21 protein-coding genes are annotated in these 22,560 nt (G+C 70.5%); 11 read left to right on the top strand and 10 right to left on the bottom strand.

What is annotated here, in order from left to right; translation table 11 throughout:
- Positions 1 to 487: 487 nt before the first annotated feature.
- On the top strand, positions 488 to 1,876 hold the full coding sequence (locus E1295_RS24010) for an alpha/beta fold hydrolase (protein ID WP_132632855.1): 1,389 nt from the start codon (positions 488 to 490) through the stop codon (positions 1,874 to 1,876).
- Between the two features lie 326 nt (positions 1,877 to 2,202).
- Positions 2,203 to 3,489 carry an erythromycin esterase family protein gene (locus tag E1295_RS24005; RefSeq protein ID WP_166427379.1) on the top strand — a complete coding sequence of 429 codons (1,287 nt, stop codon included), beginning with the start codon at positions 2,203 to 2,205 and terminating at the stop codon, positions 3,487 to 3,489.
- Positions 3,490 to 3,706: 217 nt separating this feature from the next.
- Here the strand turns inward: E1295_RS24005 and E1295_RS24000 are convergent, their stop codons facing one another.
- From E1295_RS24000 to E1295_RS23990, 3 genes are all read right to left on the bottom strand, one after another.
- A complete protein-coding gene (locus tag E1295_RS24000) occupies positions 3,707 to 5,467 on the bottom strand; it encodes an ABC transporter ATP-binding protein (RefSeq protein WP_132632851.1) in 1,761 nt (586 codons plus the stop codon).
- A gap of 3 nt (positions 5,468 to 5,470) precedes the next feature.
- Complete coding sequence (locus E1295_RS23995) at positions 5,471 to 7,159, bottom strand: ABC transporter ATP-binding protein (protein WP_132632849.1); 1,689 nt, start codon at positions 7,157 to 7,159, stop codon at positions 5,471 to 5,473.
- A gap of 67 nt (positions 7,160 to 7,226) precedes the next feature.
- Positions 7,227 to 8,402: an MFS transporter gene (locus E1295_RS23990; RefSeq protein WP_132632847.1), complete on the bottom strand. Its 1,176-nt coding sequence runs from the start codon at positions 8,400 to 8,402 to the stop codon at positions 7,227 to 7,229.
- Positions 8,403 to 8,658: 256 nt separating this feature from the next.
- Between E1295_RS23990 and E1295_RS23985 the strand changes: the two genes are divergently transcribed.
- Positions 8,659 to 9,279, top strand: a complete 621-nt coding sequence (locus E1295_RS23985) for a phosphotransferase (RefSeq protein ID WP_132632845.1) — start codon at positions 8,659 to 8,661, stop codon at positions 9,277 to 9,279.
- Positions 9,280 to 9,353: 74 nt separating this feature from the next.
- Positions 9,354 to 10,160, top strand: a complete 807-nt coding sequence (locus tag E1295_RS23980; protein WP_132632843.1) for an SDR family oxidoreductase — start codon at positions 9,354 to 9,356, stop codon at positions 10,158 to 10,160.
- A gap of 106 nt (positions 10,161 to 10,266) precedes the next feature.
- Here the strand turns inward: E1295_RS23980 and E1295_RS23975 are convergent, their stop codons facing one another.
- Genes E1295_RS23975 through E1295_RS23965 form a run of 3 tightly spaced genes read right to left on the bottom strand, consistent with a single transcriptional unit; the run spans position 10,267 to position 12,400 of the window.
- Complete coding sequence (locus E1295_RS23975) at positions 10,267 to 10,938, bottom strand: phosphotransferase (protein WP_132632841.1); 672 nt, start codon at positions 10,936 to 10,938, stop codon at positions 10,267 to 10,269.
- A 22-nt stretch (positions 10,939 to 10,960) separates the two neighbouring features.
- Complete coding sequence (locus tag E1295_RS23970; protein ID WP_166427378.1) at positions 10,961 to 11,500, bottom strand: DUF305 domain-containing protein; 540 nt, start codon at positions 11,498 to 11,500, stop codon at positions 10,961 to 10,963.
- A gap of 57 nt (positions 11,501 to 11,557) precedes the next feature.
- A complete protein-coding gene (locus tag E1295_RS23965) occupies positions 11,558 to 12,400 on the bottom strand; it encodes a DUF1996 domain-containing protein (protein WP_246080294.1) in 843 nt (280 codons plus the stop codon).
- Positions 12,401 to 12,735: 335 nt separating this feature from the next.
- Here E1295_RS23965 and E1295_RS23960 point away from each other — a divergent pair, with 335 nt between their 5' ends.
- Positions 12,736 to 13,890, top strand: a complete 1,155-nt coding sequence (locus E1295_RS23960; RefSeq protein ID WP_132632835.1) for an RtcB family protein — start codon at positions 12,736 to 12,738, stop codon at positions 13,888 to 13,890.
- Between the two features lie 77 nt (positions 13,891 to 13,967).
- Positions 13,968 to 14,351 (top strand): nuclear transport factor 2 family protein, encoded by a 384-nt coding sequence (locus E1295_RS23955; RefSeq protein ID WP_246080293.1) that lies wholly within the window; start codon positions 13,968 to 13,970, stop codon positions 14,349 to 14,351.
- 22 nt (positions 14,352 to 14,373) lie between these two features.
- On the opposite strand, the gene E1295_RS23950 is transcribed toward E1295_RS23955, so the two are convergent.
- Positions 14,374 to 14,730: a cupin domain-containing protein gene (locus E1295_RS23950; RefSeq protein ID WP_132632831.1), complete on the bottom strand. Its 357-nt coding sequence runs from the start codon at positions 14,728 to 14,730 to the stop codon at positions 14,374 to 14,376.
- 134 nt (positions 14,731 to 14,864) lie between these two features.
- Complete coding sequence (locus E1295_RS23945; protein WP_246080291.1) at positions 14,865 to 16,274, bottom strand: DHA2 family efflux MFS transporter permease subunit; 1,410 nt, start codon at positions 16,272 to 16,274, stop codon at positions 14,865 to 14,867.
- A 106-nt stretch (positions 16,275 to 16,380) separates the two neighbouring features.
- On the opposite strand from E1295_RS23945, the gene E1295_RS23940 reads away from it, so the two are divergent.
- The 3 genes from E1295_RS23940 to E1295_RS23930 are packed head-to-tail and all read left to right on the top strand — an operon-like array spanning position 16,381 to position 17,721.
- On the top strand, positions 16,381 to 17,010 hold the full coding sequence (locus tag E1295_RS23940; RefSeq protein ID WP_132632827.1) for a TetR/AcrR family transcriptional regulator: 630 nt from the start codon (positions 16,381 to 16,383) through the stop codon (positions 17,008 to 17,010).
- Between the two features lie 58 nt (positions 17,011 to 17,068).
- Complete coding sequence (locus E1295_RS23935) at positions 17,069 to 17,317, top strand: hypothetical protein (RefSeq protein WP_132334163.1); 249 nt, start codon at positions 17,069 to 17,071, stop codon at positions 17,315 to 17,317.
- Positions 17,314 to 17,721, top strand: a complete 408-nt coding sequence (locus E1295_RS23930) for a hypothetical protein (RefSeq protein WP_132632825.1) — start codon at positions 17,314 to 17,316, stop codon at positions 17,719 to 17,721. The genes E1295_RS23935 and E1295_RS23930 overlap by 4 nt, the downstream gene beginning before the upstream one ends.
- A 235-nt stretch (positions 17,722 to 17,956) precedes the next feature.
- Here the strand turns inward: E1295_RS23930 and E1295_RS23925 are convergent, their stop codons facing one another.
- Both E1295_RS23925 and E1295_RS23920 read right to left on the bottom strand, forming a co-directional pair.
- Positions 17,957 to 19,444 carry an AAA family ATPase gene (locus E1295_RS23925; RefSeq protein ID WP_246080289.1) on the bottom strand — a complete coding sequence of 496 codons (1,488 nt, stop codon included), beginning with the start codon at positions 19,442 to 19,444 and terminating at the stop codon, positions 17,957 to 17,959.
- Positions 19,445 to 19,637: 193 nt separating this feature from the next.
- A complete protein-coding gene (locus E1295_RS23920) occupies positions 19,638 to 21,149 on the bottom strand; it encodes an ATP-binding protein (protein WP_132632823.1) in 1,512 nt (503 codons plus the stop codon).
- Between the two features lie 112 nt (positions 21,150 to 21,261).
- On the opposite strand from E1295_RS23920, the gene E1295_RS23915 reads away from it, so the two are divergent.
- Both E1295_RS23915 and E1295_RS23910 read left to right on the top strand, forming a co-directional pair.
- Positions 21,262 to 21,750 carry a hypothetical protein gene (locus E1295_RS23915; protein WP_132632821.1) on the top strand — a complete coding sequence of 163 codons (489 nt, stop codon included), beginning with the start codon at positions 21,262 to 21,264 and terminating at the stop codon, positions 21,748 to 21,750.
- A complete protein-coding gene (locus E1295_RS23910; RefSeq protein WP_132632819.1) occupies positions 21,725 to 22,555 on the top strand; it encodes an alpha/beta fold hydrolase in 831 nt (276 codons plus the stop codon). The genes E1295_RS23915 and E1295_RS23910 overlap by 26 nt, the downstream gene beginning before the upstream one ends.
- Positions 22,556 to 22,560: the final 5 nt, after the last annotated feature.

Below are 22,560 nucleotides of genomic sequence, written 5' to 3'. Positions count from 1 at the left end.
CCACCACACACGGAACCCCCGAAACCACACCACGAACCGGCACCGCAAAAACCACCCACCCACCACACACGGAACCCCCGAAACCACACCACGAACCGGCACCGCAAAACCACCCACCCACCACACACGGAAACCGCGAAAGCACTCCGTTCACCCGCCACACAGGGAACCGGAGACCACCAGGCCACCCATCACGGACCGAAAGACAACCATCCACCGCACTCGCCACGCGGAGGAGCCTCCGAAACGACCACCCCACCCACCACGTGAGGCCGCCGCCGAGCTGACCGTGGAGCCGGACGCCCAGGAGCCACCACCCAGCCGACCACGGCCGGGCACCCTGGAGAGCCACCCGGCTCGCCTCAGCCTCACTTCTGAACCACGCGCCGAGTGGACGGTCTGACAAACCCAGGTCCGACACCCCCGCCGCGAAGATCAAACCCTGGTCCGACGCGATCCCGCCACCCTCTGCGGGATCGTGAACGCCATGCTGAAACCCCTCGCCCTCACCCTGGCGCTCCTGGGCGCAGGCCTGACCGCCCCGGCCGCGGCGGCGACCACCACCGCCCAGGAGTGGCGCCCCTGCCCCGGAGACAAGATCGGGATGGTCTGCACCGACCTCAAGGTCCCGGTCGACTGGAGCAAACCCGGTGGCCGCACGATCACCCTGAAACTGGGGCGGCTCAAGGCCACCGGCGCCTCGAAGGGGTCGGTGCTGGTGGCCTACGGCGGTCCCGGAGGTCCCGGCATCGCCCTGACCCAGGCCAACCCCGGCTGGTGGGCCGCACTCCGCGAGCGGATGGACATCGTCACGTGGGACACCCGCGGCTACGGCGAGCAGTTCCAGGGCCTCAGCACGGGCCTGCAGTGCTCGTGGACCCGCGTCCCCATCCCCGACGCCCCGGAGGACGACGCCGCCCTCGGCCGGCTGTCCGACACCAACCGCGGCTACGCCGAGGCCTGCCGCCTGAAAGACCCCGAGTTGTTCGCCCACATGAGCTCGGCCGACCACGCCAGAGACATGGAGGCCATCAGGAAGTTCCTGGGCGACGGCGAGCTCAACTTCTACGGCGCCTCCTACGCGGGCATCTTCGGCCAGGCATATGCCCGGCTCTTCCCCGGCCGCATCCGCACGATGGTCCTCGACGGCACGATCAACCACAGCGCCGCGAGCTGGAAACGTGAGCTGGAGGAGTCGGCCAAGACCAACGAGAGCTTCCTGCGGCGCTTCTTCACCTGGTGCAGGAGCAACGACTGCTCCGACGTGCCCGGCCGCTGGCGGGCACTGATCGCCAAGGCAGAGCGCACCCCCGTCCCCACGACGACCGCCAACGTCGCCTACAACGGCCGCGACCTGCAGTCCTTCGCCATCAGCCGGGCCCGGCAGGGCAAGCCGGCCTGGCCCGCCCTGGCGCAGGCGATCCGCAAGGCGGCCAAGGGTGACGCGTCCGATTTCGTGCCCGAGCGCGGTGCCCGCTACCCCGACCAGGCCACGGGCGTCACGGAATGCACCGACTGGCCCCGCTTCGCCGACCTCAAGGAGCTGGCCGCCACCAACACCCGCCTACGCAAGATCGCCCCCAACGCGGGCACCGCCAACACCCTCGCCACGGCGATGCTGGGCTGCATCGGATGGCCGGTGACCGTGACCAACAAGCCCGCTCCCCTCCCCAAGGGGCTGCCTCCCCTGCTCGGAGCGGGAGCGTGGGGCGAGTCCGACTCGGTGGCCCGAGCGCTGTCGTCGGTCCCGGGCAGCGCCGTCGTCCACCACGACGGGCCCGGCCACACGCTCTACGGCTTCAACGAGTGCGCACGCGACCACATCAACCGCTACTTCACCGACCGCACCGTCCCCGCCAAGCCCACACCATGCTGACGAAGCCCCGTCTCCGGATGCCCGCTTCGTACGGGCATCCGTGCACGCGGCAGAGCTTTCCAGTGAACGTAAATACCGCAAACCACCCGGGAATGTCCCGCGTCAAGCAGGTGACGGGTCACCCTCACCGGCAAACGGTCAGTGCCTGCGCCTCACAGCCGATCTTGCTCTGGACGCTCGGAAGGAAAGAAGGCGCCGCAGCATCGCTGCGTACTCCGCTACTCCCGGCGTCTTCGTCCGCGGCGGGGCTACTTCGCCGGTCGTACGCCCAAGTCCCTCCTCCCGCACGACGGCCCGGGCAGGCCTGCCGTGTGAGGCTGTCCGCTATGAACGTGGAGACAGGCCGTCAGACGAGTTTCGACAGCTGGGTCGCTGCTCACGCCTCGACCATGGAAACCCTGGACTTCCAGGCGCCCGTGGACGACCTCGAACCGCTGCGCGACATCATCGGATGTGCGCAGGTCGTGGCTCTGGGCGAGAGCACCCACCACATCCGGGAGTTCTACCAGGTACGCCATCGCCTTCTGCGCTTCCTGGTCGAGCGGTGCGGCTTCGAGGTGTACGCCCTCGAGGCGCCGTTCACCCAGGGCCAGGTCTTGGACGCGTGGGTCCAAGGCGGCCCCGGCACCGTCGAACAGGTCGCGGCGGACGGCATTGCCCTGTCCCTGGGACAGTGCCGGGAGCTGCACGAGGCACTGGCGTGGATGCGGGGCCGCAACCACACCACCGCCACGCCGGTTCGGTGTGTGGGCACCGACCTGCCCGGGGCCGCGGCCTCGCCTCTGCCCGCGCTGGAAGAGCTCGCCGGCTACCTACGCTGGGCCGCGCCGGAGGCGCTCCCGGTGCTGGAGGAGGCGGCCGGCGTCGTGCGCCGGTTCGACGATCCGGTCGTCTTCGTGGCTCTCGACCGCTATGCCGACCTTCCACCGGAACAGCGGGACGTACTCACGGGCGCGCTGAGTCAGCTGATGGCTCGCCTGCAGCGTCTGACCCTCGTCCAGCACGCCCGAGGCCACGGAGCCGAGCACGACACGGCGATGTGGCATTTGCGCGGCGCCTGGTATCTCGACCACCTCCACCGCGCCAACTCCACCGAGGGCTTCGAGTCTGCCTCCACCTTCCGCGACCTCTACATGGCGGAGTCCGTGCTGCGCCTTGTGGAGGGCGGCGCGCGCGTGGTGCTTGCGGCGCACAACTGGCACATCCAGCGCACGCCCGCACTGGACAGCCAGAGGCACCCGCTCCTGCCGGCCGGCGCGCACCTCGCAGCGGCCCTGGGGGACGCCTATCGGGCCATCGGCGTGACCTCGAGTGTCGGCCAGACCACCACGCTGGGCGCGCCGACTCCGGAGCGGCCGCATGGCGCCTGGTATGCCGCCCCGCTCCCGCCGCCGGTCGACGGAAGCATCGAGGCGGCCTTCCCCACCGACCGGCTCTGGGCGCTCGCCGATCTGCGCGCCGCACGCCCGCATGTCCACGACGCGGCGTCCTTCCGGCACTCCCGCATGGCCGACTATTTTCTGGACCTGCCGGTGTTCGAGGCGTTCGACGCCGTCGCGCACGTGTCGCGGACGACCGGCACCGATCACGTGCTGGAACACGGCACCGGTTGAGTCGCGGGCAGCTCCTGTATGCCGGGCCGAGCGCCTGTTCCGAACGGTGATCCTCCATCGGAGCTCGTGTTCGCGGCACGGAACGACCCTCCGCGCCAGAAAGGCTGACTCGCGACCTGGACCAACCCTCCACGTCAGAAGGGTTGCGATTTCGCTGCCGGCTCAGTGCTGACGCAGCCCCCTCCGGGAAGGTGCCGCGCACAGCGGGCGGGCGGCGTCACTGGTTGGTGGTGGAGGGGGTGCCGTGCCAGCTGGTCCACAGGGCTGCGTAGGAGCCGCCCTCCGCCACCAGTTCGTCGTGGGAGCCCAGTTCGCTGATGCGTCCGTCCTCCACGACGGCCACCCGGTCGGCGTCGTGGGCCGTGTAGAGGCGGTGGGCGATCGCGATGACCGTCCGTCCGTCGAGTACGGCGGCCAGCGAGCGTTCCAGGTGCCTGGCGGCCCGCGGGTCGATGAGGGAGGTGGCCTCGTCCAGCACGAGGGTGTGCGGGTCGGCGAGGACGAGGCGGGCCAGGGCGAGTTGCTGGGCCTGCGCGGGCGAGACGGCGAGCCCGCCCGAGCCCACCTGGGTCTCCAGTCCGTCGGGCAGTTCCAGCACCCAGTCGAGCGCGTCCACCGCTTCGAGCGCCTTGCGCACGGCCTGATCGCCGGCGTCGGAGCGGGCGATCACGAGGTTGTCGCGCACCGTGCCCTTGAACACGTGGTGTTCCTGGGTGACGAGTGCGACGTGGCCGCGCAGGTCGTCGAGGGGCATTTCGACGAGCGGCACCCCGCCCACGGCGACGGAGCCGGCGCGCGGCCCGTGGATGCCGGCCAGCAGCCGCCCCAGCGTCGACTTGCCGGCGCCCGACGGACCGACCATGGCCAGCCGCTCCCCCGGCTGCACGGTCAGCGACACGCCGTGCAGCACGTCGCGGCCCTCACGGTAGGCGTAGCGCACGTCCGACGCCTCCAGGAGTTCGCCGGAGGGCGACGACGAGGCGGAGGTCACCCGGTCGTCGGGCACGTTGGCCACGCCGAGCAGCCGGGCCATGGACGCCCCGCCCACCTGCAGCTCGTCAATCCACATGAGGAACCTGTCGAGCGGGTCGATGAGCTGCTGGGCATAGAGCGTGGCGGTGGTCACCTGGGCGAGCGCGACCCAGCCGTTGGTGTAGAAGAGGCCGCCGACCAGCAGCGTGGCCACGACGGGCAGCACATAGCCCAGCTCGACGGCGGGGAACCACACGGTGCGCAGGTGCAGCGTGTAGCGTTCGGCGGCGTACGAGCGGGCGATGTCGTCGTCGGTGCGGGCCCTGCGCCGCTCCTGCAGCCCGAGCGCCTCCACCGCCCTGGCGCCCTCGACGGTCTCGGCCAGTCCTTCGGTGAGATCGGCGTAGGCGGCGTTCTCGCGGAGATAGCCGTCGCGCGCCCGCTTCAGATACCAGCGCGTGGAGATCCACAACACCGGGCCGGCGATCAGCATGGGCAGCATGAGCAAGGGGCTGACCAGGATCAGGGCGCCCACGGTGATCACGAAGGTGACGGACGCGATGAGCGTCTCGGGGACGGCGTGCCGCACGGTGCGCGACAGGGCGTCGACGTCGCGGGAGGTCCTGGTGATCAGGTCGCCGGCGCCGGCCCGTTCGACGGTGGACAAGGGCAGCCCGAGCACCCGGTCGACGAACTCCTCGCGCAGCTCGGCCAGCACCTTCTCGCCGAGCCTGGCGGAGGCCAGTACGGCATGGCGGACGAGCACGCCCTGCAGCAGCAGGAACGCCCCGATGGCGGCGGCCACGACGACGACGTTGACCTCGGCGCCGTACTGCACGTCCTGCACCAGCTCGCCGAGCTGCCACGGCACGGCCAGCCCGGCCACGGCGGCCAGCCCGTGCAGGGTGAGAGCGAGGGTGAGCTCGCGCGGATAGCGCAGGGTCAGCCGCCTGGCATAGGCGCGCACCTGTTTGCGGTCGGCGACCGGAAGGATCTCGCGGGCCATGTGTCAGTCCTCCCCGCGGGTCACGGTCGCGGCATAGGCGGGCGTGCTGGTGAGCAGCTGCCGGTGTGTGCCCTCGGCCAGCACCCTGCCGTCCTCGACGTAGATGACGTGGTCGGTGCGGTCGAGCACCAGAGGGCTGGTCGTGCAGATCAGCGTGGTGCGGCCGGCGCGGGCCTTGGCCAGCCGCCCGGCGATGCGGGCCTCGCTGTGGGCGTCGACGGCGCTGGTGGGCTCGACCAGGATGAGCACCTCGGGGTCGGCCAGCAGCGCTCTGACCAGGCGCAGCCGCTGCTGTTGCCCGCCGGAGAACTCACGACCGGCCTCGGCCACGACCGTGTCGAGCCCGTCGGGCAGGGCCTCGACGATGTCGTCGGCGCAGGCCGCGTGCAGCGCCTCGCGCAGCTGGGCGTCGGTGGCGCCGCCGCGCACGTCGAGCTCGTCGCGCAGGCGGCCGGTGAACAGGCGGGCGCTGTTGTCGGCGACGAGGATGCGGGCGCGGATCTCGGCGAGAGGCAGGTCGGCCAGGTTGGCCGAGCCGAAGGTGACGTCACCGTCGGCGTAGTGGCCGAGCCGGTCGGCGATGGCGGCGGCGTCGTCGGGCGAGTCGGCGGCGACGGCGGTCAGCGAGCACGGCTGGAGGGTGACGCCGCTGTAGGAGTCGCGCAGCACGCCGCCGGGGCTGCTGGCCGTGCCGCCGGTGACCTCGGGCTCGATCGACAGGATGCGGATCACGCGGCCGGCGGCGACGTGGCCTTTGGTGAGCTTGTCGGCGGCCTCGGTGAGGGTGCGCAGCGGGCCGATGAGGAAGACGGCGTAGAGGTAGAACGAGACGAGCTGGCCGGTGGGGATCTCACCCGCGACGGCGAAGGAGGCGCCGACGCCGGTGACGACGGCGATGAGCAGGCCCGGCAGCACGATCTGGGCGCCTTCGAGCGCCGACTCGACTCTGGCCACGCCGACGCCGGCCTGGCGGACGAGCTGCGACTCCTCGCGATAACGGCCGGCGAAGACCTGCTCGCCGCCGATGCCGCGCAGCACCCGCAGACCCGCCACGATGTCGCTCGCCCTGGTGGAAAGATCGCCGACCAGCTCGCGGTGCCTGCGCTGCCGCCGGTGCAGTGGGCGCAGCAGCGGCGAGACGGCGAGAGCCATGATCGGCACGCCGAACAACACGAGCAGGCCGAGCGGCAGCGAGGTCGAGATCAGGATCACGGTGACGGTGACGATCGCCACGATGGAGCCGGTGCCGCGCAGCAGGATGTCCATGGAGCTGCCGATGTGGGCGATGTCGGAGTTGCCGACGCTGACCACCTCGCCGGTGGACAGCCGCTTGGGCAGCGTGGCGCCGAGCCTGGCGGCCTGCCTGGCGGTCACCTGCACGGTGCGGTAGGCGGCCGACAACCAGGTTTGCACGGCCATCCGGTGCCGCATCAGCCCGGTGTAGGCCTGCAGCAGGCCGAGCGCCAGCAGGACGCCCGCCCAGAACAGCAGGGCCTGGGAGTCCTTGGCCGTGACGGCGTCGATGCCCCTGCCGAGCACGGCCGGCATCAGGGCCTGCACCAGCCACCACAGGGTGGCGAAGCCGATGCCCGTGAGCAGAGTCGGCCACTGCCTGCGCGCGGTCCACCACAAATAGCGCAGCGGGCTGCGGATGTCGGGCACGCCGGGATCGGCCTCAGGAAGGGAGCGCATAGCCTGACAACCTTGACAAGGCGCGGGGCGGCCCGGCAAACGGTTTTCGACCTGCTGGAACGTTCCCTTAGTGCTGCTCGATGCCGCGGAAGGCCCGCATCGTGTACGTCAGCGTCACCAGCGCGGTGACCGCGAGGAGGGCGTAGCCGATCGTGTACGCCCCGGTGGCGGCATAGACGGCCCCCATGACGAGGGGCGGGAAATAGCCACCGAGCCCTCCCGCGGCGCCGACGAGCCCGGTCACCGTACCGACTCTGGAGGCTTCGACGAGCCGGGCGACGAGCGCGAACACGCCGCCCGTCCCGAGCCCGAGGAAGAGCGCCATGAGGACGAAACTCGCCCCCGCGGGCACCTCGGCCGGGGGTTGCAGCGCCAGCACGAGCGCCATGACCGTGGTGCCGCCGAACGCGATGAGCAGCACCTTGACCGGTCCGATCCGGTCGGAAAGCGCGCCTCCCAGCGGCCTGGCCAGCACCGCCGCGATCGAGAACCCGGCCGTACGCAGCCCCGCGCCGGTCTGGGCGTAGCGGTAGACGTTCTGCAGCAGGGTCGGCAGGTACGTCGAGAACGCCACGAACCCGCCGAAGGCCACCGCGTACAGGAAGGCCGACTGCCAGGTGGCCTTGAGCGTCATGGCCTCCCGGATCCTGGGCCAGGCGGGTGCGGTCGCGGGCGTCCAGCGCGGCGAGTCACGGCCGATGCCCAGCATGACCAGCCCGGTCACCGCGAGCGCCACCGCCATCAGCGCGTGCGTGAACGCCCGGCCGAACGCCTCCACCAGGACCGGCGTGCAGAACGCCGACAGCGCGGTGCCGCCCATCCCGGCCCCGAACACGCCGGTGGCGAAACCCCGGCGGGCGGGTTCGTACCACGCGTTGACGAACGGGATGCCGACGGCGAACGACGTGCCGGGGATGCCGAGGACGAACCCCCAGAACAGCAGCCAGCCGTACGAGTGGGACCAGCCGGTGAACAGGACGGGCACGATCGAGACGAAGCAGACGGCCGCGAACATGCGCCGCCCGCCGTACCGGTCGGCCAGCATGCCCATGGGGATGCGTCCCAGCGAGCCGACGACCACGGGGATCGCCACCAGGAGCGAGAGCTGCGTCTGCGACAACCCCAATTGCCCGCCGTAGCTCCCGGACAGCGGTCCGATGAGGTTCCACGCCCAGAACGTCACCGCGAAGGCGGCGGTGGCGAGCACCAGGTTCCGCACCTGGCCCGTACGAAGTTCGGACATGCACTCTGTGTAACAGAGTCTCGCTTTCCGTGATGACGTGGGGGTATGCGGTGAGAGCGCCCGCGCGGGCATTCTTTACACGGTGCACACCAGGGCCGGGACGGTGCCGCTCGCGCTTCTCCCGTTCAGGCCTGACGTGCGCGCACTTTTCACCCCGTTGGGCTGTTTGTTCCGTCCTTACATCGTGTATCGGAGGCGCGGGCGATGGCGTGCCGGGGCACCCGGCAGGGGTCGGGGTGCGCCAGAATCGAGCCTTGTGAAGCACGGGTACACCAACAGTACGGTCGGCGACGGCGCCCTGGTCGTGAAGTGCTACCAGGGGCCCGAGGCGGCGTTCAGGCTCAGCACGGAGAGCAGATATCTGCGCCGCCTGCGCGGCCGCATCCCCGTGCCCCGCGTCCACGAGGTCACCTCGACCAGCCTCACCACCCGCTGGGTCGAGGGCTCCCACGGCCAGGACCTGCTGGACGACGGCCGTGCCGCGGAGGTGCTCGCCGAGTGCGGCCGCATGCTGGCCCGCATCCACCGGCTCGGCATCGTGCACGGCGACTACGGGCCGCAGAACATGTTGTTCCACCCGGCGACGTTCGAGACGGCCGCGATCCTCGACTGGGAGTGGGCCCATCCGGGGCGGCCGGTCGAGGACCTCGCCTGGTGCGAGTGGATCGTCCGTACGCACCACCCCGAGCACGTGCCGCTGCTGCCCCGCTTCTTCGCCGCGTACGGCGAGCCCGTGCCCGGCTGGTCCGAGCGCCACGCGGCGATGCTGGCGCGCTGCCGCGACCTGCTCGGCTTCTGCGGCCGCTGGGAGCCCGGCGGGGGCGGCGAGAAACTGTGGCGTGAGCGCCTCGACACCACCTCCGCCTGGACCGAGTGACCGGACGACCGGATGGCGCGGGCCGCCGGACGTCTTTGACAGGTTCTGTCGGTGTCCTTTGCTTGACTCGGGGCATGACTCGGCACGTGATCCTTGTCCTCGGCGCGACAGGCACCATCGGGCGGCGCGTGGCTGAGCGGCTGCGCGCGGCGGACCACGACGTGCGCGCCGCCTCCAGGAGTGGCGAAACCGCGTTCGACTGGGCGCGGCCCGGCACGTGGGAGCCCGCGGTGCGAGGGGCGTCCGGCGTCTTCCTCATGGCCCCCGACGGCGTCCCGATCGATCCGGCGTTCGTGTCGCTCGCGGCGGAACAAGGGGTCGGCCACATCATGCTGCTGTCCAGCGGCGGCATCGAGGTCATGGGCGACGAGCGGCTGATGGCCGCCGAACGCACGGTCCGCGACAGCGGCACCGGGTGGACGATCCTGCGGCCGAGCTGGTTCCACCAGAACTTCGACGAGGGTTTCCTGCGGCCCGCGGTCATGGCGGGCGAGCTGATGTTGCCGATGGGCGCCGTGCGTCAGGCGTTCGTCGACGCCGGCGACATCGCCGCGGTCGCCGCCGCGGCGCTCACGCAGGACGGCCACGCGGGCCGCTCCTACGAGATCACGGGGCCGCGCGCCCTGTCGTTCGGGGAGGCCGCGGAGATCATCGGCTGGGCGGTGGGCCGCGAGATCACCTACCTGGGCGGCGAGGAGGAATACATCGCGGCGCAGGGCTTCTCCGGCGACGCCATCCGTGCCGCCAAGGCGTTCGCGGCGCTGCGCGCCCTCGGCGACCAGCCGGTCACCGAGGTCGTGACCCAGGTGACCGACCGACCGCCCAAACCGTTCGAAAGCTACGTCACCGAGGCGGCCGCGCGAGGCGCCTGGCGGCCGTGAGAGCAGCCCCGCGAGGCGCGGTGGGCGAGGCGCCTGGCGGCCGTGAGGGCGGCTGTCGCTCACGGCCGAAGTGGTTGTCGCCCGCGGGCCCGCAGCCGGAGTCAGCTCACCGGCGCAGTTCGCGCACCAGGGCGGTCGCCGCGTCGAGCAGGTGCAGTTCCCGAGGGGTCATCGTGGGGTTCGCGCTCCGCCGGTCCCTGGCCCGCTCCAGCGCGTCGTCATAGTCCATCGCGGCGCCCAGCCCGGCCAGCAGCGCACCCAGCGCCGCCCGTGCCGCCGGCGCCCGCCCGTCCTCGTCGTCGGCCGCGACCTGGGCGAGGATCACCGCCGAGATGGCGCAGTCGTCCTCGGGCAGGCCCTCTTCGGTGTTGCTCCAGTCGATCACCATCGGGCCGCGGGGCGTGAGCATGACGTTGTCCGGGTGCAGGTCCAGGTGGAGCACCCGATCGCGGGGGTCGGCCGAGCTGCGCGCCGGGATGCGGTGCAGGCGCAGCAGGAGCCGCGCGATGCCGTCGCCCGCCGCCTCGGGGCTGAGCTCCCCGCCGAGCATCGCGTGCAACATCGTGGGCCCGGTCAGCCGCTCCATCACCAGGTCGGTGGCCGGTCCGTCCGCTGGACGCACGCGGGGCACGGGATAGCCGTGCCCGGCCACGTACTCCATGACCGCGGCCTCCCCGCGCGCGTCGAGGCCCGACCGGTAGCGGCGCAGGACCAGGTCCTCACCGATCGTGTACACGTCGGCGCTGCGTCCCGATCCCAGCAACTCCCCGAGCTCCATCGGGCCAACCTACCGGGCCGCCTCAAGGACGCCCGGCGACGCGATCCAGCTCGGCCAGGTCGGCGGTGTGCTCGCGCCGCATGGCGGCCGCGAGCTCGCGTGCCTGTTGCGCGCCGCCCGCGTTCTGCTCGCCGTCCGCCACCAGCGCGAGCTGCTTCAGGTACGCCCGCAACAGCGTGACGAACCTGCGGTCGAACGCCTCGTCCCGCAGCCCCGACAGCGCGTCCAGGTCGGCGGCGGTGGGCATGCCGGGCATGTCGTGCTGCTCGTGCGGGTTCTCGCCGGTGACCCGGGCCTGGGCGAGCAGGGCGCGCAGTCGGCCGCGTTCGCTCTCGTGCTCCTCGCCGAGCCGGGCGGCCAGCCCGGCGAGCGGCGGGTCCGCCGCGCGGTCCCCGGCCAGTTCCAGGAGCGGCAGCGCCCGCGTGTGCAACGCCTCGGCCAGTTGCAACCAGGCCACGTCCGTGGTGGTGAAGGACTCGCTGGAGGTCGGCGCGGGGGCGGGGGCGGCCGAGCAGCCGAGCAGCAGGACGGTCAGCAGCAGGGACCCGAGCACCCGTGACACGCGCACGACCTCCGCGAGGGCCCGGGCGGGACGGCCCGCCCGGGCGATGGACAGGGGTTACGACGGCCGCCCGTCGGCGCCGCACTTGATGACCGGACGGATGCAGTCGCGTACCCGGCGCTCCATCTCCGCCTCCGGCCAGGCGTTGAAGAAGTCGCCGTGCATCGTGAACCCGCCTCCCGACGCCAGCCGGAAGTGTGACGGGTCGCCGCTCACCGGGTAGCGGATCACCTGCCGCAGCTTGGGCACCGGTACGGGATGCGTGCTCGGGCAGGCCCCGGCCACCGGGTAGGCCATGTGGCTCTTGTGGTCGGCGGAGTCGAGGTCACGCCCGTTCCAGCACTGCGGGAAGTCGAGGTACGACTCCAGCATCGTCCCCGGCGGGCAGGTGACGAAGTCCTTCGAGGCGCCCACGTGCCCGGCGTGCAGGCAGGACCACCGGGAGATCGTCGTGTGGTCGGGCCCCGTCGCCATGGCGTTGCCCGCGACGATCCGCAGCCCGAGCGGCAGCGGCTGGGTCCTGGCGACGATGTCGTCACGCACGCCCTCGCCGAGGTAGTAGAACGTGACGATGGCCGGCTCGACGGGGGTGCCGTCCCTGTAGAGGGTGGGCACCCAGTACGACGACCTGTCCACGGCCGGGTTGCAGTTCGTGGCGCCGTTGAGCAGGTCGTTGAGCTGGGTGTGGGCGTTGGTGACGCGGCTGCCGAAGAAGCTGTGCATGTGCGAGGCGCCCGGCAGGCCGGGGAAGACGATCGGGTCGTCGGGCAGCCGGTGACTGAACGGGCAGTCGGCGAGGAACTCCGCCACCCGTACGGGCTCGGCCACCGCGGGCCGGGGCACCACGGCCACCATTCCGATCAGTACGGACAGTAACGCGAAAAGTCGGGAAACGAGCATGGCGGCTCCCTTGGGGGTCATCGGCGGACCCGCACGGCGAGAAGGCGCTGGAAGGCCCTCAGGCGTCGTACGCCGGGGCTGGGGGGTGGACTCACGACGTCTCCGTGAGAAGCGGGGGGTGGTGTCGGGGAGCGCTCCCTGACAAGAAGGTTCCTCGTCCATAACACCGCTGTCAAGATGCTTGTTACCATGTGAAAACCTCAATGACAGCTGAGAAAACGCTCTCTCGACCCGCGTCCGGGCTGGAGCGCTGCCGGCCGGGGGTGCATAAAATAGGTGGGAAATCCTTACTGGTCCGGCCAGACTGATCAAAACCCAGTGAGGAGTTTTCTTTCATGCCGAACCAGCCCGCACCGAACCTGCTGTCGTGGGCCAGCGAGATCGACGAAGGCGCGATCATGCAGGCCGCACGCACCGCCCGCCTGCCGTTCGTCTCCGGCCACGTCGCTCTCATGCCGGACGCGCACGTCGGCATCGGTGCGACGGTCGGCTCCGTGATCCCCACCGAGAACGCGATCATCCCCGCCGCCGTCGGCGTCGACATCGGCTGCGGCATGGTGGCCACGGAGACGACGCTCACGGCCGCGGACCTGCCCGACACGCTCGCGGCCCTCATGCCGCTGGTGGAGCAGCGCATCCCCGCCGGCGTCGGCAAGGGCCACGACGACCCGTCGACCGACCGCGCGCTCAGCGACCTCGGGCTCCCCCACACCGACCTCAACCCGAAGCAGACGAAGAAGGTGGCCGACCAGTTCGGCACCCTCGGCTCCGGCAACCACTTCGTCGAGGTCTGCCTCGACGAGCGCGACCACGTCTGGACGGTGCTGCACTCGGGGTCGCGCGGCATCGGCAACCAGCTCGCCCAGCTGCACATCACGGGCGCCAAGAAGATGATGAAGAGGCAGGAGGTCGGCCTGGAGGACCCGGACCTGGCGTACTTCGTCCAGGACACGCGGGAGTTCACCGCGTACATCGAGGACATGTTGTGGGCCCAGCGCTACGCGATGGCCTCGCGCGCCCGGATGGACAAGGTCCTGATCAACGCCCTGTTCCGCGTCACCGGTAAGGGGCAGCGCGTCCGCACGATCAACTGCCATCACAACTTCACCCAGCAGGAGACCCACTACGGCAAGTCGTTGTGGATCACCCGTAAGGGGGCCATCAAGGCCGACAGCGGCGACGAGGGCGTGATTCCGGGCTCGATGGGCACGCGCTCGTACATCGTGCGCGGGCGGGGAAACCCCGAGTCGTACACCTCGTGCTCCCACGGGGCGGGCCGCCGCATGTCGCGTACGAAGGCCAAGCGTGAGCTGTCGGTCTCGTCGCTCACCGCGGCCATGAGCGGCCGCACCTGGAACGCGGACCGGGCCGCCGCCCTGGTGGACGAGCACCCGGAGGCGTACAAGCCCATCGACCAGGTGATGGCGGACCAGAGGGACCTGGTGGAGGTGCAGCACACGCTGCGCCAGATCTTCAACTACAAGGGCTGAGCAGGCCCACGGCTCCCCGCCTGCGCGACAGGCGGGGAGCCGTCTTTCTGTCGGTGCCGGAACGTAAAGTGCGGCGGGTGGACGAGACCTCCAGAACCCGGCGTGCCGTGCAGGCCTACGTCGGCAGCACCGAGCGGCGGGATTGGCAGGCGCTCGGCCGCCTGCTCGCCGAGGACGTGGTGTACGAGATGCCGCAGACTCGCGAGCGCATCCACGGCAAGCGGGCCTTTCTCCAGTTCAACAGGGATTACCCCGGCGACTGGCACTTACGGGTGCGGCGCATCGTCGCCGACGGGCTCCATGCGGCGGCGTGGATCGACGCTCGCGTGGGCGCTGAGCCGCTGGACGCGTGTGTCTGGTTCGACCTCTCGCCGCAGGGGTTGATCAGCCGCGTCACCGATTACTGGCCGGAACCCTACGATCCACCACCCGGCCGCGAGCACCTCGTGGAACGCTGGTGAGCCGTCCGTCGGGTGGGGCTTTTCACACCTGCCCGTTTTCTGGCTGACTGCCGTACTGCTTCGTCTCCGGCTTCTCCACCATGAGCGCGTGCGCCGGCTCGTCGGCCACGGGCCGGTGCGGCAACCCTCGAGGCACGACGAAGACATCTCCCGCCCGCATGACGACGGACTCCCGCCCTTCGAGCTCGATGCTGAACGTGCCGTCCCAGCACAGGAACAACTCGTCCTCGTCGTGGTAGTGCCACGGAAAGGCACCGTGGAAGCGGGCCAGCCGAACCACCGCGTCGTTCACCTCGGCGAGCTGCCGCTGCTGCCACGGCCCCGGCAGCGTACCGATGACCTCGGGAACCGACACACGAACACTGACTTCGACAGCCATCTTTCCTCCTCGGTGGTTGGCGTAGGAGACCAGCCAATCCACAAAGACGGCTCACTCACAGGGCCAATCACAGCAAAATTGGTCCGCCTCAAGAACCAATCGGCGTGTGCCGGTGCCGTGGGGCGGGTGAGCCGTCATCGGGTTCTCGCCGGCTCCTTCTGTACGACCTGGGCGGGCGGCCTGCCGGGCAGGAGCGGGATGACCGCCAGCACGATCACCAGCACGGACACGACGAGCCAGAAGATGCCGTGGAAACCGGTGATCACGTCGCCGGCCGTCTGCAGGACGAGCGTGACGACTGCCACGCCGAGGGCGGCGCCGAGCTGGTTGAGCATGTAGAGCACTGAGCTGCCCTGCGCCACCATGGGCCCGGGAAGCGTGCGATAGAGCGAGCCCATGGTGGGCGCGCTGAAAGATCCGCTGCCCAGCCCGAGCGTGAGCGCCGCCAGCGCCGGCCAGATCTCGGGGGTGCCGGCTCCCATCCGGGTGAAGGAGAGCGCGCTGAGCAGGGCGACGACGACACCCCCGACGGCCAGGCCACGCGCGCCGATCCGGTCCGACAGCCGCCCGGCCAGCGGCATCGCGATCGAGCCGCCCAGCCCGAGCGGCGCCATCAGCAGGCCGGCGGCGAGCACGCCGTGCCCGTGTGCCTGCTGGTAGTACAGCGGCAGCGCGAACAGCGCCCCGAAAAGGGACAACCCGCCGAGTCCCATGATCGTGACGCTGGCGGTGAAGCCCCGGCTGGCGAACAGGCGCAGGTCGATGAGCGGCGCGTCCCCCGCTCGCGCCCGCAGCGCGTGGACGGCGTACGCGACGAGCAGCAGCACGCCGGCGGCCAGCGGCAGCAGCGCCTGCCAGGCGGCGAACGACCCCTGCTCGGCCGTCTGCGACAGCGCCAGGACGACGGCCGCGAACCCGGGCCCGAGCAGCGCCAGCCCGACGACGTCCAGCCGGGCGAGCGACCTACCGGACGACCCGCCGGACGGTTCTTCGGCGGGGATCACGCGTACGGCCAGCAGCAGGGCGATCAGTCCGACGGGCACGCTGAGCAGGAACATCCACCGCCACGAGAGTCCGGCGAGCACCGCGCCGCCCGCGATCGGCCCGAGCACGGGCCCGAGTGACAGCACCACGCCCATCAGCCCCATCACGCGGCCGGCCCGGCGCGGTCCGGCGGCCCTGGCCAGGAGGATCAGCACGAGCGGGTCGAGCAGCCCCGCCCCGAACCCCTGAAGCACCCGGAAGGCGATCAGGCTGCCGACGTTCCAGGCCAGCCCGGCCAGCAACGATCCGGCCAGGAAGAGGGCCAGCCCCACCAGCCACAGCCGCTTGCCTCCGAACCGGTCGACGGCCCACGTGGTGAACGGGATGGTGGCGGTGACCGCGAGCAGGAAGCCGGTGGACGTCCAGCCGACCGTGCTGAGCGAGGTGGAGAAGGCGCCGGCCAGGGTGTCGACGGCGACGGCGGCCATCGTGCTGTTGAGGATGCCCAGCAGCCCGCCGAGCAGGATCACGCCGATCATGCCGAGGAGCCGGGAGTCCATGCGTTCATCCGACGGTATTGAACTCATGGGTTCAACGTAGTTATCTCATGCGTTCGCATGCAACCCGTACGTCTACAGATTTGAACCGGCGCGTACAATCCCAGACATGGCCACCAGCACCCGCGGACGCATCGACAAGCGCCAGGCGATCCTCGGCGGCGCGTTCGCCGTGTTCGCCCGCCTGGGATACGCGCAGGCCTGTGTGCAGGACATCGCGGACGAGGCGGGCGTGGCCAAACCGACGGTCTACAACCACATGACCGACAAGGCCACGCTGTTCCGGCACGCCGTGGAGGCCGCCTCACAGGCCGCGCTCGACGCCCGGATCGGCGCGCTCGCGCCGCTGGCCGACCCGGGCGACGACCTGGCCGGCACCCTGGAGGACGTCGCCCACGCACTGCTGCGGCTGCACACCGACGAACGTTCGTGCGCGTTGAAACGGCTGCTCTACTCCGAGATCACGAGATTTCCAGACATTCTCGACGTCGTGATCGGCAGCGGCCCCCACCACCTCGCCCAGGCGCTGGCCGACCGCCTGGCACGGCTCGCGCTCGCCGGCCGCCTGCGCACCACCGACCCCGACCTCGCGGCCGAGCAGTTCCTCGCACTGCTCCTCGGCCCGCTGGAGGCCCGCTCCCGCCTGGGCACCCGCCAGATCGCCGACACCGAACTCCGCGACCTGGCCCGCGCCGCCGTGGGCACCTTCCTGCGCGCCTGGGTCCCGGACAGGCCATAGCGAATGTCAGCGACAAGACCTCTTGTCGGTGGTAGGCAAGGGATATAGTCTGCCGCGTGTGGTGGAACGAGACGACTACGCGGCCATCCGCGACCGGATCATCGGGCTCTCCCACACCCATGGCCTGCGCTGCGACTGGGCGGAGACGACCAGGCGGCAGCGCTTCCTCCTGCTGTGGGACGCCGAGGGCCGCGTCGCGGCCCGCGCGATCGTCCCGCTCTACCCCGGGGAGACGCCCCACCTGGTCGACTCCCTCGAGCAGGGGCTCGCGCACCTGTTCGGCGACCACTGGCTGGAGGACGCATGACCGCGGACCGCGTTGACGTTCACATCACGCTGGCGGGCAGCCTGTGGCTGGCCCAGGTGGACGGCGTGGCCGGAGGCATGTCCGCGCGCACGCTGAAGGAACTGCACGCCGACGTCACCGAAGGGCTGCCGTTCCTGTTCGCCGACCGCGACCGGCCGCCCGCGCCCGTCTTCCACTACGCGCTGCCCGGCCTGTCCGAGCAGGACCTCGACGACTTCGCCGCACTGCAACGCCAGGCCGCCGCGATCGCCGAGGACTACACGCGCACGCTGAAGAAGCGGGTCACGCACATGCACGAGCTGGGCCTGTCCGACGGCGACATCGGCGAGCTGCTCGGCCTGACCAAGCAGCGCATCCAGCAGATCCGCACCAACGCCAATGACGAGTCCCGCCAGAGCGCCTGACCGGGTTCTGGCCACGAACGCCCCCCACCTGTCAGGAGCCGGGAACCACCACAGGATCACCGGCGCCGAGCAGCCCAGGCAGGTCGACCAGCAGCACGTCTCCCCCGACGGCCCTCGCTACCGGGATGGCATCCCCGCAGGGATCGCGTTGCGGCCCGAGAAGAGCTCGCGCCGTGGGTCCGGCACGGTGGCCGGGATCCAGGTGTCCACCTCGTCGGCGGTCCGCTGTGGATCGTCAGTCCCCGAAATACAGGCGGTTCAGGTCGACCAGTTCCACGTCCGCCCGCCCGCGCGCCGCTTCCACCAAGCCGTCAGTGAATCCGGAGCGTGCGAAGAGCAGCAGCTTGGGCTGCTCGCCGATGCGGGTGTCGGGCAGCAGGGCGCGAAGGTGCTCCAACCGCCGAAGCTGCGGGACGTCCACGGGGGCAAGGGTGCCCTTCGCCTCGCCGATCGCAGTGATCCGATCTCCGGCGAAGGAGGTCGCCTCGGACACCACGATGTCGAGTTCGTGTCCATGGCGGTGTGCACGGCACGAAATTTCGCTGGGACGGACGGTGCTTGCCGTTCCCCCGAGCGTGCCGGTGGACGCATACAGGAAGCACCATTCGCGCGCGAGGTCCTCGAAATGGGGTCCGTAAATCTTGGACGCGACCGTATCGGCATGGTCGCGCCAGACCCGGGCCGCTTGACCGCTGATCAGCTCCGGCTCCCGCCGCTGCGTGATCAGCTGGTGCAGCCGGACGATCGGCTCAGCGATCCTGAACACGCTCCGCTTCTCCCGCAACGCGTCATCAACCTGTTCCACGAGGCCGATGCTCTGCAATCCCCCGAGCAGGTGGGCCAGCGCACTCGTGGGCCGCCCGAGAGCGGCGGCGATCTCACTGCGACGGTGATTACCGGCGCTGATCGCCGTCAACGTGGCCGCGTAGGACGTGGGATCGGAGATCGAAGGCTCTTCCCTGAGCAACAGACCGCCCTCGCGAAACATCGCGGATGCCGGGTTGAGCAGCCGCCGCTGCACCCATCGATCGAAGCCGCTGAGGTCGGCGGGGCCGGTTCCCCCGCACATCTCCAGGTACGCGGGCGTGCCGCCGACGAGCGCGTGCACCCGGAAGGCCAGTTCCGGTGACTCTGTAAGCCTCCAGAAGGCACTCGCCTCGCGGAAGCCGAACGGCCGCACGATGAGTTCGAGCACGGCCCGACCACGCAGTGGAGCACCGCCTCCGAGCAACTGGGCCATCGTGGTGAGGGCGCTGCCGCAGAGGATCAGCCGGGTGCGGGTGTGTTCCTTGGCATGCCCCGTCGGGCTGAGTGCCTGCTGCAGGTAAGAGGGAAGCGCCGGCGTGGCCGAGACCAGGTAGGGAAACTCGTCGAGGATCACCGGCGTGGCACGTTCGTCGCCGAGGCGCAGCAATTCGTCGAGCGCTTCCCTCCAGTTGCCGAACCGGACCGGCTGGCGCAGGCCACGATAGGTCGCGTACGCCGCACCCAAATCGGCCAAGTTCTGCGCCTCGGTTTGCTGGGTGGCGCCGAAGAGCAGGCCCCCGGTCTCCTGGGCCAGCAGTTCGAGCATGAGCGTCTTGCCCTGGCGGCGGCGACCGTACACGAGTCCGAGGGTGGCACCCACCGCCTGGCTGGTAGCGAATTCGGCCAGGTTTTCCCATTCGACATCGCGGCCGGAAAGCCGCCCAGGCTTACGTAGCATACCCAGATAATAGCTCAACTTATCATAGCTCTGCCTATCATTCTTTACAGAGAGATCCTGTTCGGCTCCGACGAGCAGGTCCGACCGGTCAGGGCGCGGCTGCGGATCGAGGCCGAGCTGTGGGCGGCACAGTTGCCGGGCCTCCGACGACGACCGCCAGAGCGCCTGACCGGGTTCCGGCCACGAACGCCCCCTCAGCCGCCCCACCTGGTCAGGAGCCGGGAACCACCACAGGATCACCGGCGCCGAGCAGCCCAGGCAGGTCGACCAGCAGCACGTCTCCCCTGCGACGTGCCGCGGTGACCAGATCCGGCTGAAATCCCTCCGTCGAGAACAGCGCCAGGAACGCCGACCTGACGTCATGCCCGTGCTCCGCCAGCAGCCCTTTCAGCCGGTCGAGCCGATCGAGGTCAGCCACGCTCCGCCGGATGACCGTGGCCTTGGCCTCACCGACAAGGCTGATGCGCGCCCTCCCCGACCGCTTGTCCAGGGCGACGACGTCGATTTCGTGCTTGGCCTGCCCTTCCCTGTCGTTGACGACGGTCGCCGCCACCTGGGTGGCATCTCCCCGCAGCGAGGAATCGGCCTGGGCCCGAAGCCACGCCCTGGCGCAATCCTCGAAGTGAGGCCCCAGAACGCGAGCGACGAAGGTGGGCCGTGAACGTCGCCAGGCCTCGGCCGCCTGCCCCGTCTCCACGAGATCGCGCTGCGGAACGGTGATCAGGTTGTGGAACCGGACGATGGGGTCGGCAATCGTGATCACCGGCCGTCTTTCCCACAACGGATCGCTTTCGCGCCGTAGGTATCCCGCGCTGGTGAGCGCGTCGATGGGCCGGGTCAGCGACGAGCGCGGCTGTTCGAGCAGCCCTCCGATCTTCGCCGGGCTCGTGGCGCCGTTGGCGACGGCATTGATGAGCGCGTAATGCAGTGCGCTTCCGGTGAACCTGGGATCTTCACGCAGCAGATATTCGGCTTCGCTTCCCGAGAAGAGCGCCTGCCGCGGATCCAGCACAGTGGCCGGGATCCAGGTGTCCACCTCTTCGGCGGTCCGGGGCGGATCCACAGTCGACAGGTTGCGGTAGCCGGGCGCGCCGCCGAGTGTCGCATGCACCCGGAAGGCGGCCGCCGGATCCTGAATGCCCCAGTGCCGCGCCGTGGTGGCCAGATCGAACGGGTGGAGACGAAGATCGATCGACGCCCGTCCTCGCAGCGCCTTCGTACCGGAGAGCAACTCGTTCATGACCGACATGGCCGACCCGCAGACGATCACTCGTCCTCCCGGCACACCCTGCTCGGCCTGGGATCGGTCGTACAACAGCTGCAAGAGTCCGGGCAGTTCGGGAGAGTGCGCCACCCAGTAGGGCAACTCGTCAATGACGAACACGCTCGGCGGTCCTGCTCCGCCGCGCCGGGCCGTCAGCTCGATCGCCGTGGAGAGAAGCGATTCCCAGCTCGCGTCGGCTACCAGTTCGGGACTCAGGCCCGCGTAATGTGCGATCTCCGTGGCGAGCCGTCGCCGGGCGGCGACCACCCCCTCCTCGGCCACGGCCGAGACATAGAGCCCATCGGTGGCCTCGGCGAGCGCACGGAGCAGGAAACTCTTTCCGACCCTGCGCCGTCCTGACACGACGCCGAGCCGGAGGTGGGTGTCCGAGTGCCGGACGAACTGCGCGAGCGCGGCCCACTCCGCGTCCCGGGCGAGGACTCTGGTCGGCTTGCGCATCAACGCCTCCTCATTTGTATGCTCACGAACATACTAATTTGTTCGCACCCCTAAACCAAGTGATTCGCTTCTACTTGACGCTACAGAGCAAGTACTTGCTATTGTGTGTCAAGTGAGCACGCGTGAGCATGTGGCGTTGGCGGGTGAGCTGGCCGAGCTGGTCGGGCGGCGGATCGTCGACCCGTTGGAGATCCTGTTCGGCTCCGACGAGCAGGTCCGGCCGGTCAGGGCGCGGCTGCGGATCGAGGCCGAGGTGTGGGCGGCACAGTTGCTGGGCCCCGACGACGACCTCGCGGTCCGGACGGCGGCGCGGTTGATCGCGGCCCTCTTCCCCGGCGACGGCCCTTTCGATCCCCCGGACGAGTGGTGGCGCAGCGCGTTCGGCAGGGCAGTGGCCCGGCGCGCGGGCCATCCGGGCAGGGAAGCGGTCCCCTTCGCCACGGCGGGCGCGATGCTCGGCATCACCCGGCAGGGCGTTCACGACCTCGTCAAGCGCGCGAAGCTCGACCGGCATCCCGGCGGCGGGGTGAGCACCCACTCCATCCGCGAACGGCTCAACCAACCTCAGGAGCGTCATGGCGCACGACTTCACCCTCACTGATCACGACATTCCCCTCGCCGTACGCGACCGCGGCGGCTCCGGCGAGCCCGTCCTCCTCCTTCACGGCCTGGGCGGCACCCTGGAGGCGTGGGACCCGTTCGACCTGCCCGGCCACCGGGCCGTCGCTCTTGACCTGCGGGGCCACGGCCTGTCGGGCGACGGCCCGTGGGAGTGGGACAAGGCGCTGGACGATCTCGAGGCCGTGGTGAAACACCTCGGGCTCGGCAACCCTGCGGTCGTCGGCCAGTCGCTGGGCGGCATGCTCGCCGTGGCGTGGGCCAGGCGACATCCCGAATGCCCGGCGATCGTCAACCTCGACGGGCTGCGCAGCGCGGAGAGCGACCCGGGCAACTACCCGGGGATGGACCCGGAGGCGAGGGATCGGGAGCTGGCGCGGCTCAAGGCCACGTTCGACCAGCAGGCGGCGGGCATGGGCGGGCCGCTGCCCGCCGAGCTCAGGCCCATGTTCCCCGCCAGGGCGCTCGTCGAGCGGGACGGGCAGGTCTACGCCCGGCCGGGCGTGGACCTGCTCGAAACGGTGCGCCGCACCCCGGAGTTCCGCGACACGATCCCCCTGCTGGGTGAGGTCTCCTGCGACGCCCTGGTGGTCATCCCGACCCGCGACCCGCAGGGCATGCCCGGCGGGGAGCTGATGGAGGCGTTCAGGAGAGGGGTGCGCCGCGACCTCGCCGGCCTGCCCGCCCACATCGAGGTCAGGGAGCTGGACGCCGGCCACGACATGCTCGCCGAGCAGCCGGCGACCGTCGCCGCCCTGGTCACGGACTTCCTCGCCACCCGGGGTTGAGGGCG

This window comes from Nonomuraea mesophila, assembly GCF_004352805.1.
In the GTDB taxonomy this organism is placed as follows: Bacteria; Actinomycetota; Actinomycetes; order Streptosporangiales; family Streptosporangiaceae; genus Nonomuraea; species Nonomuraea longispora.
This window is presented reverse-complemented; position numbering and strand designations above follow the sequence as displayed.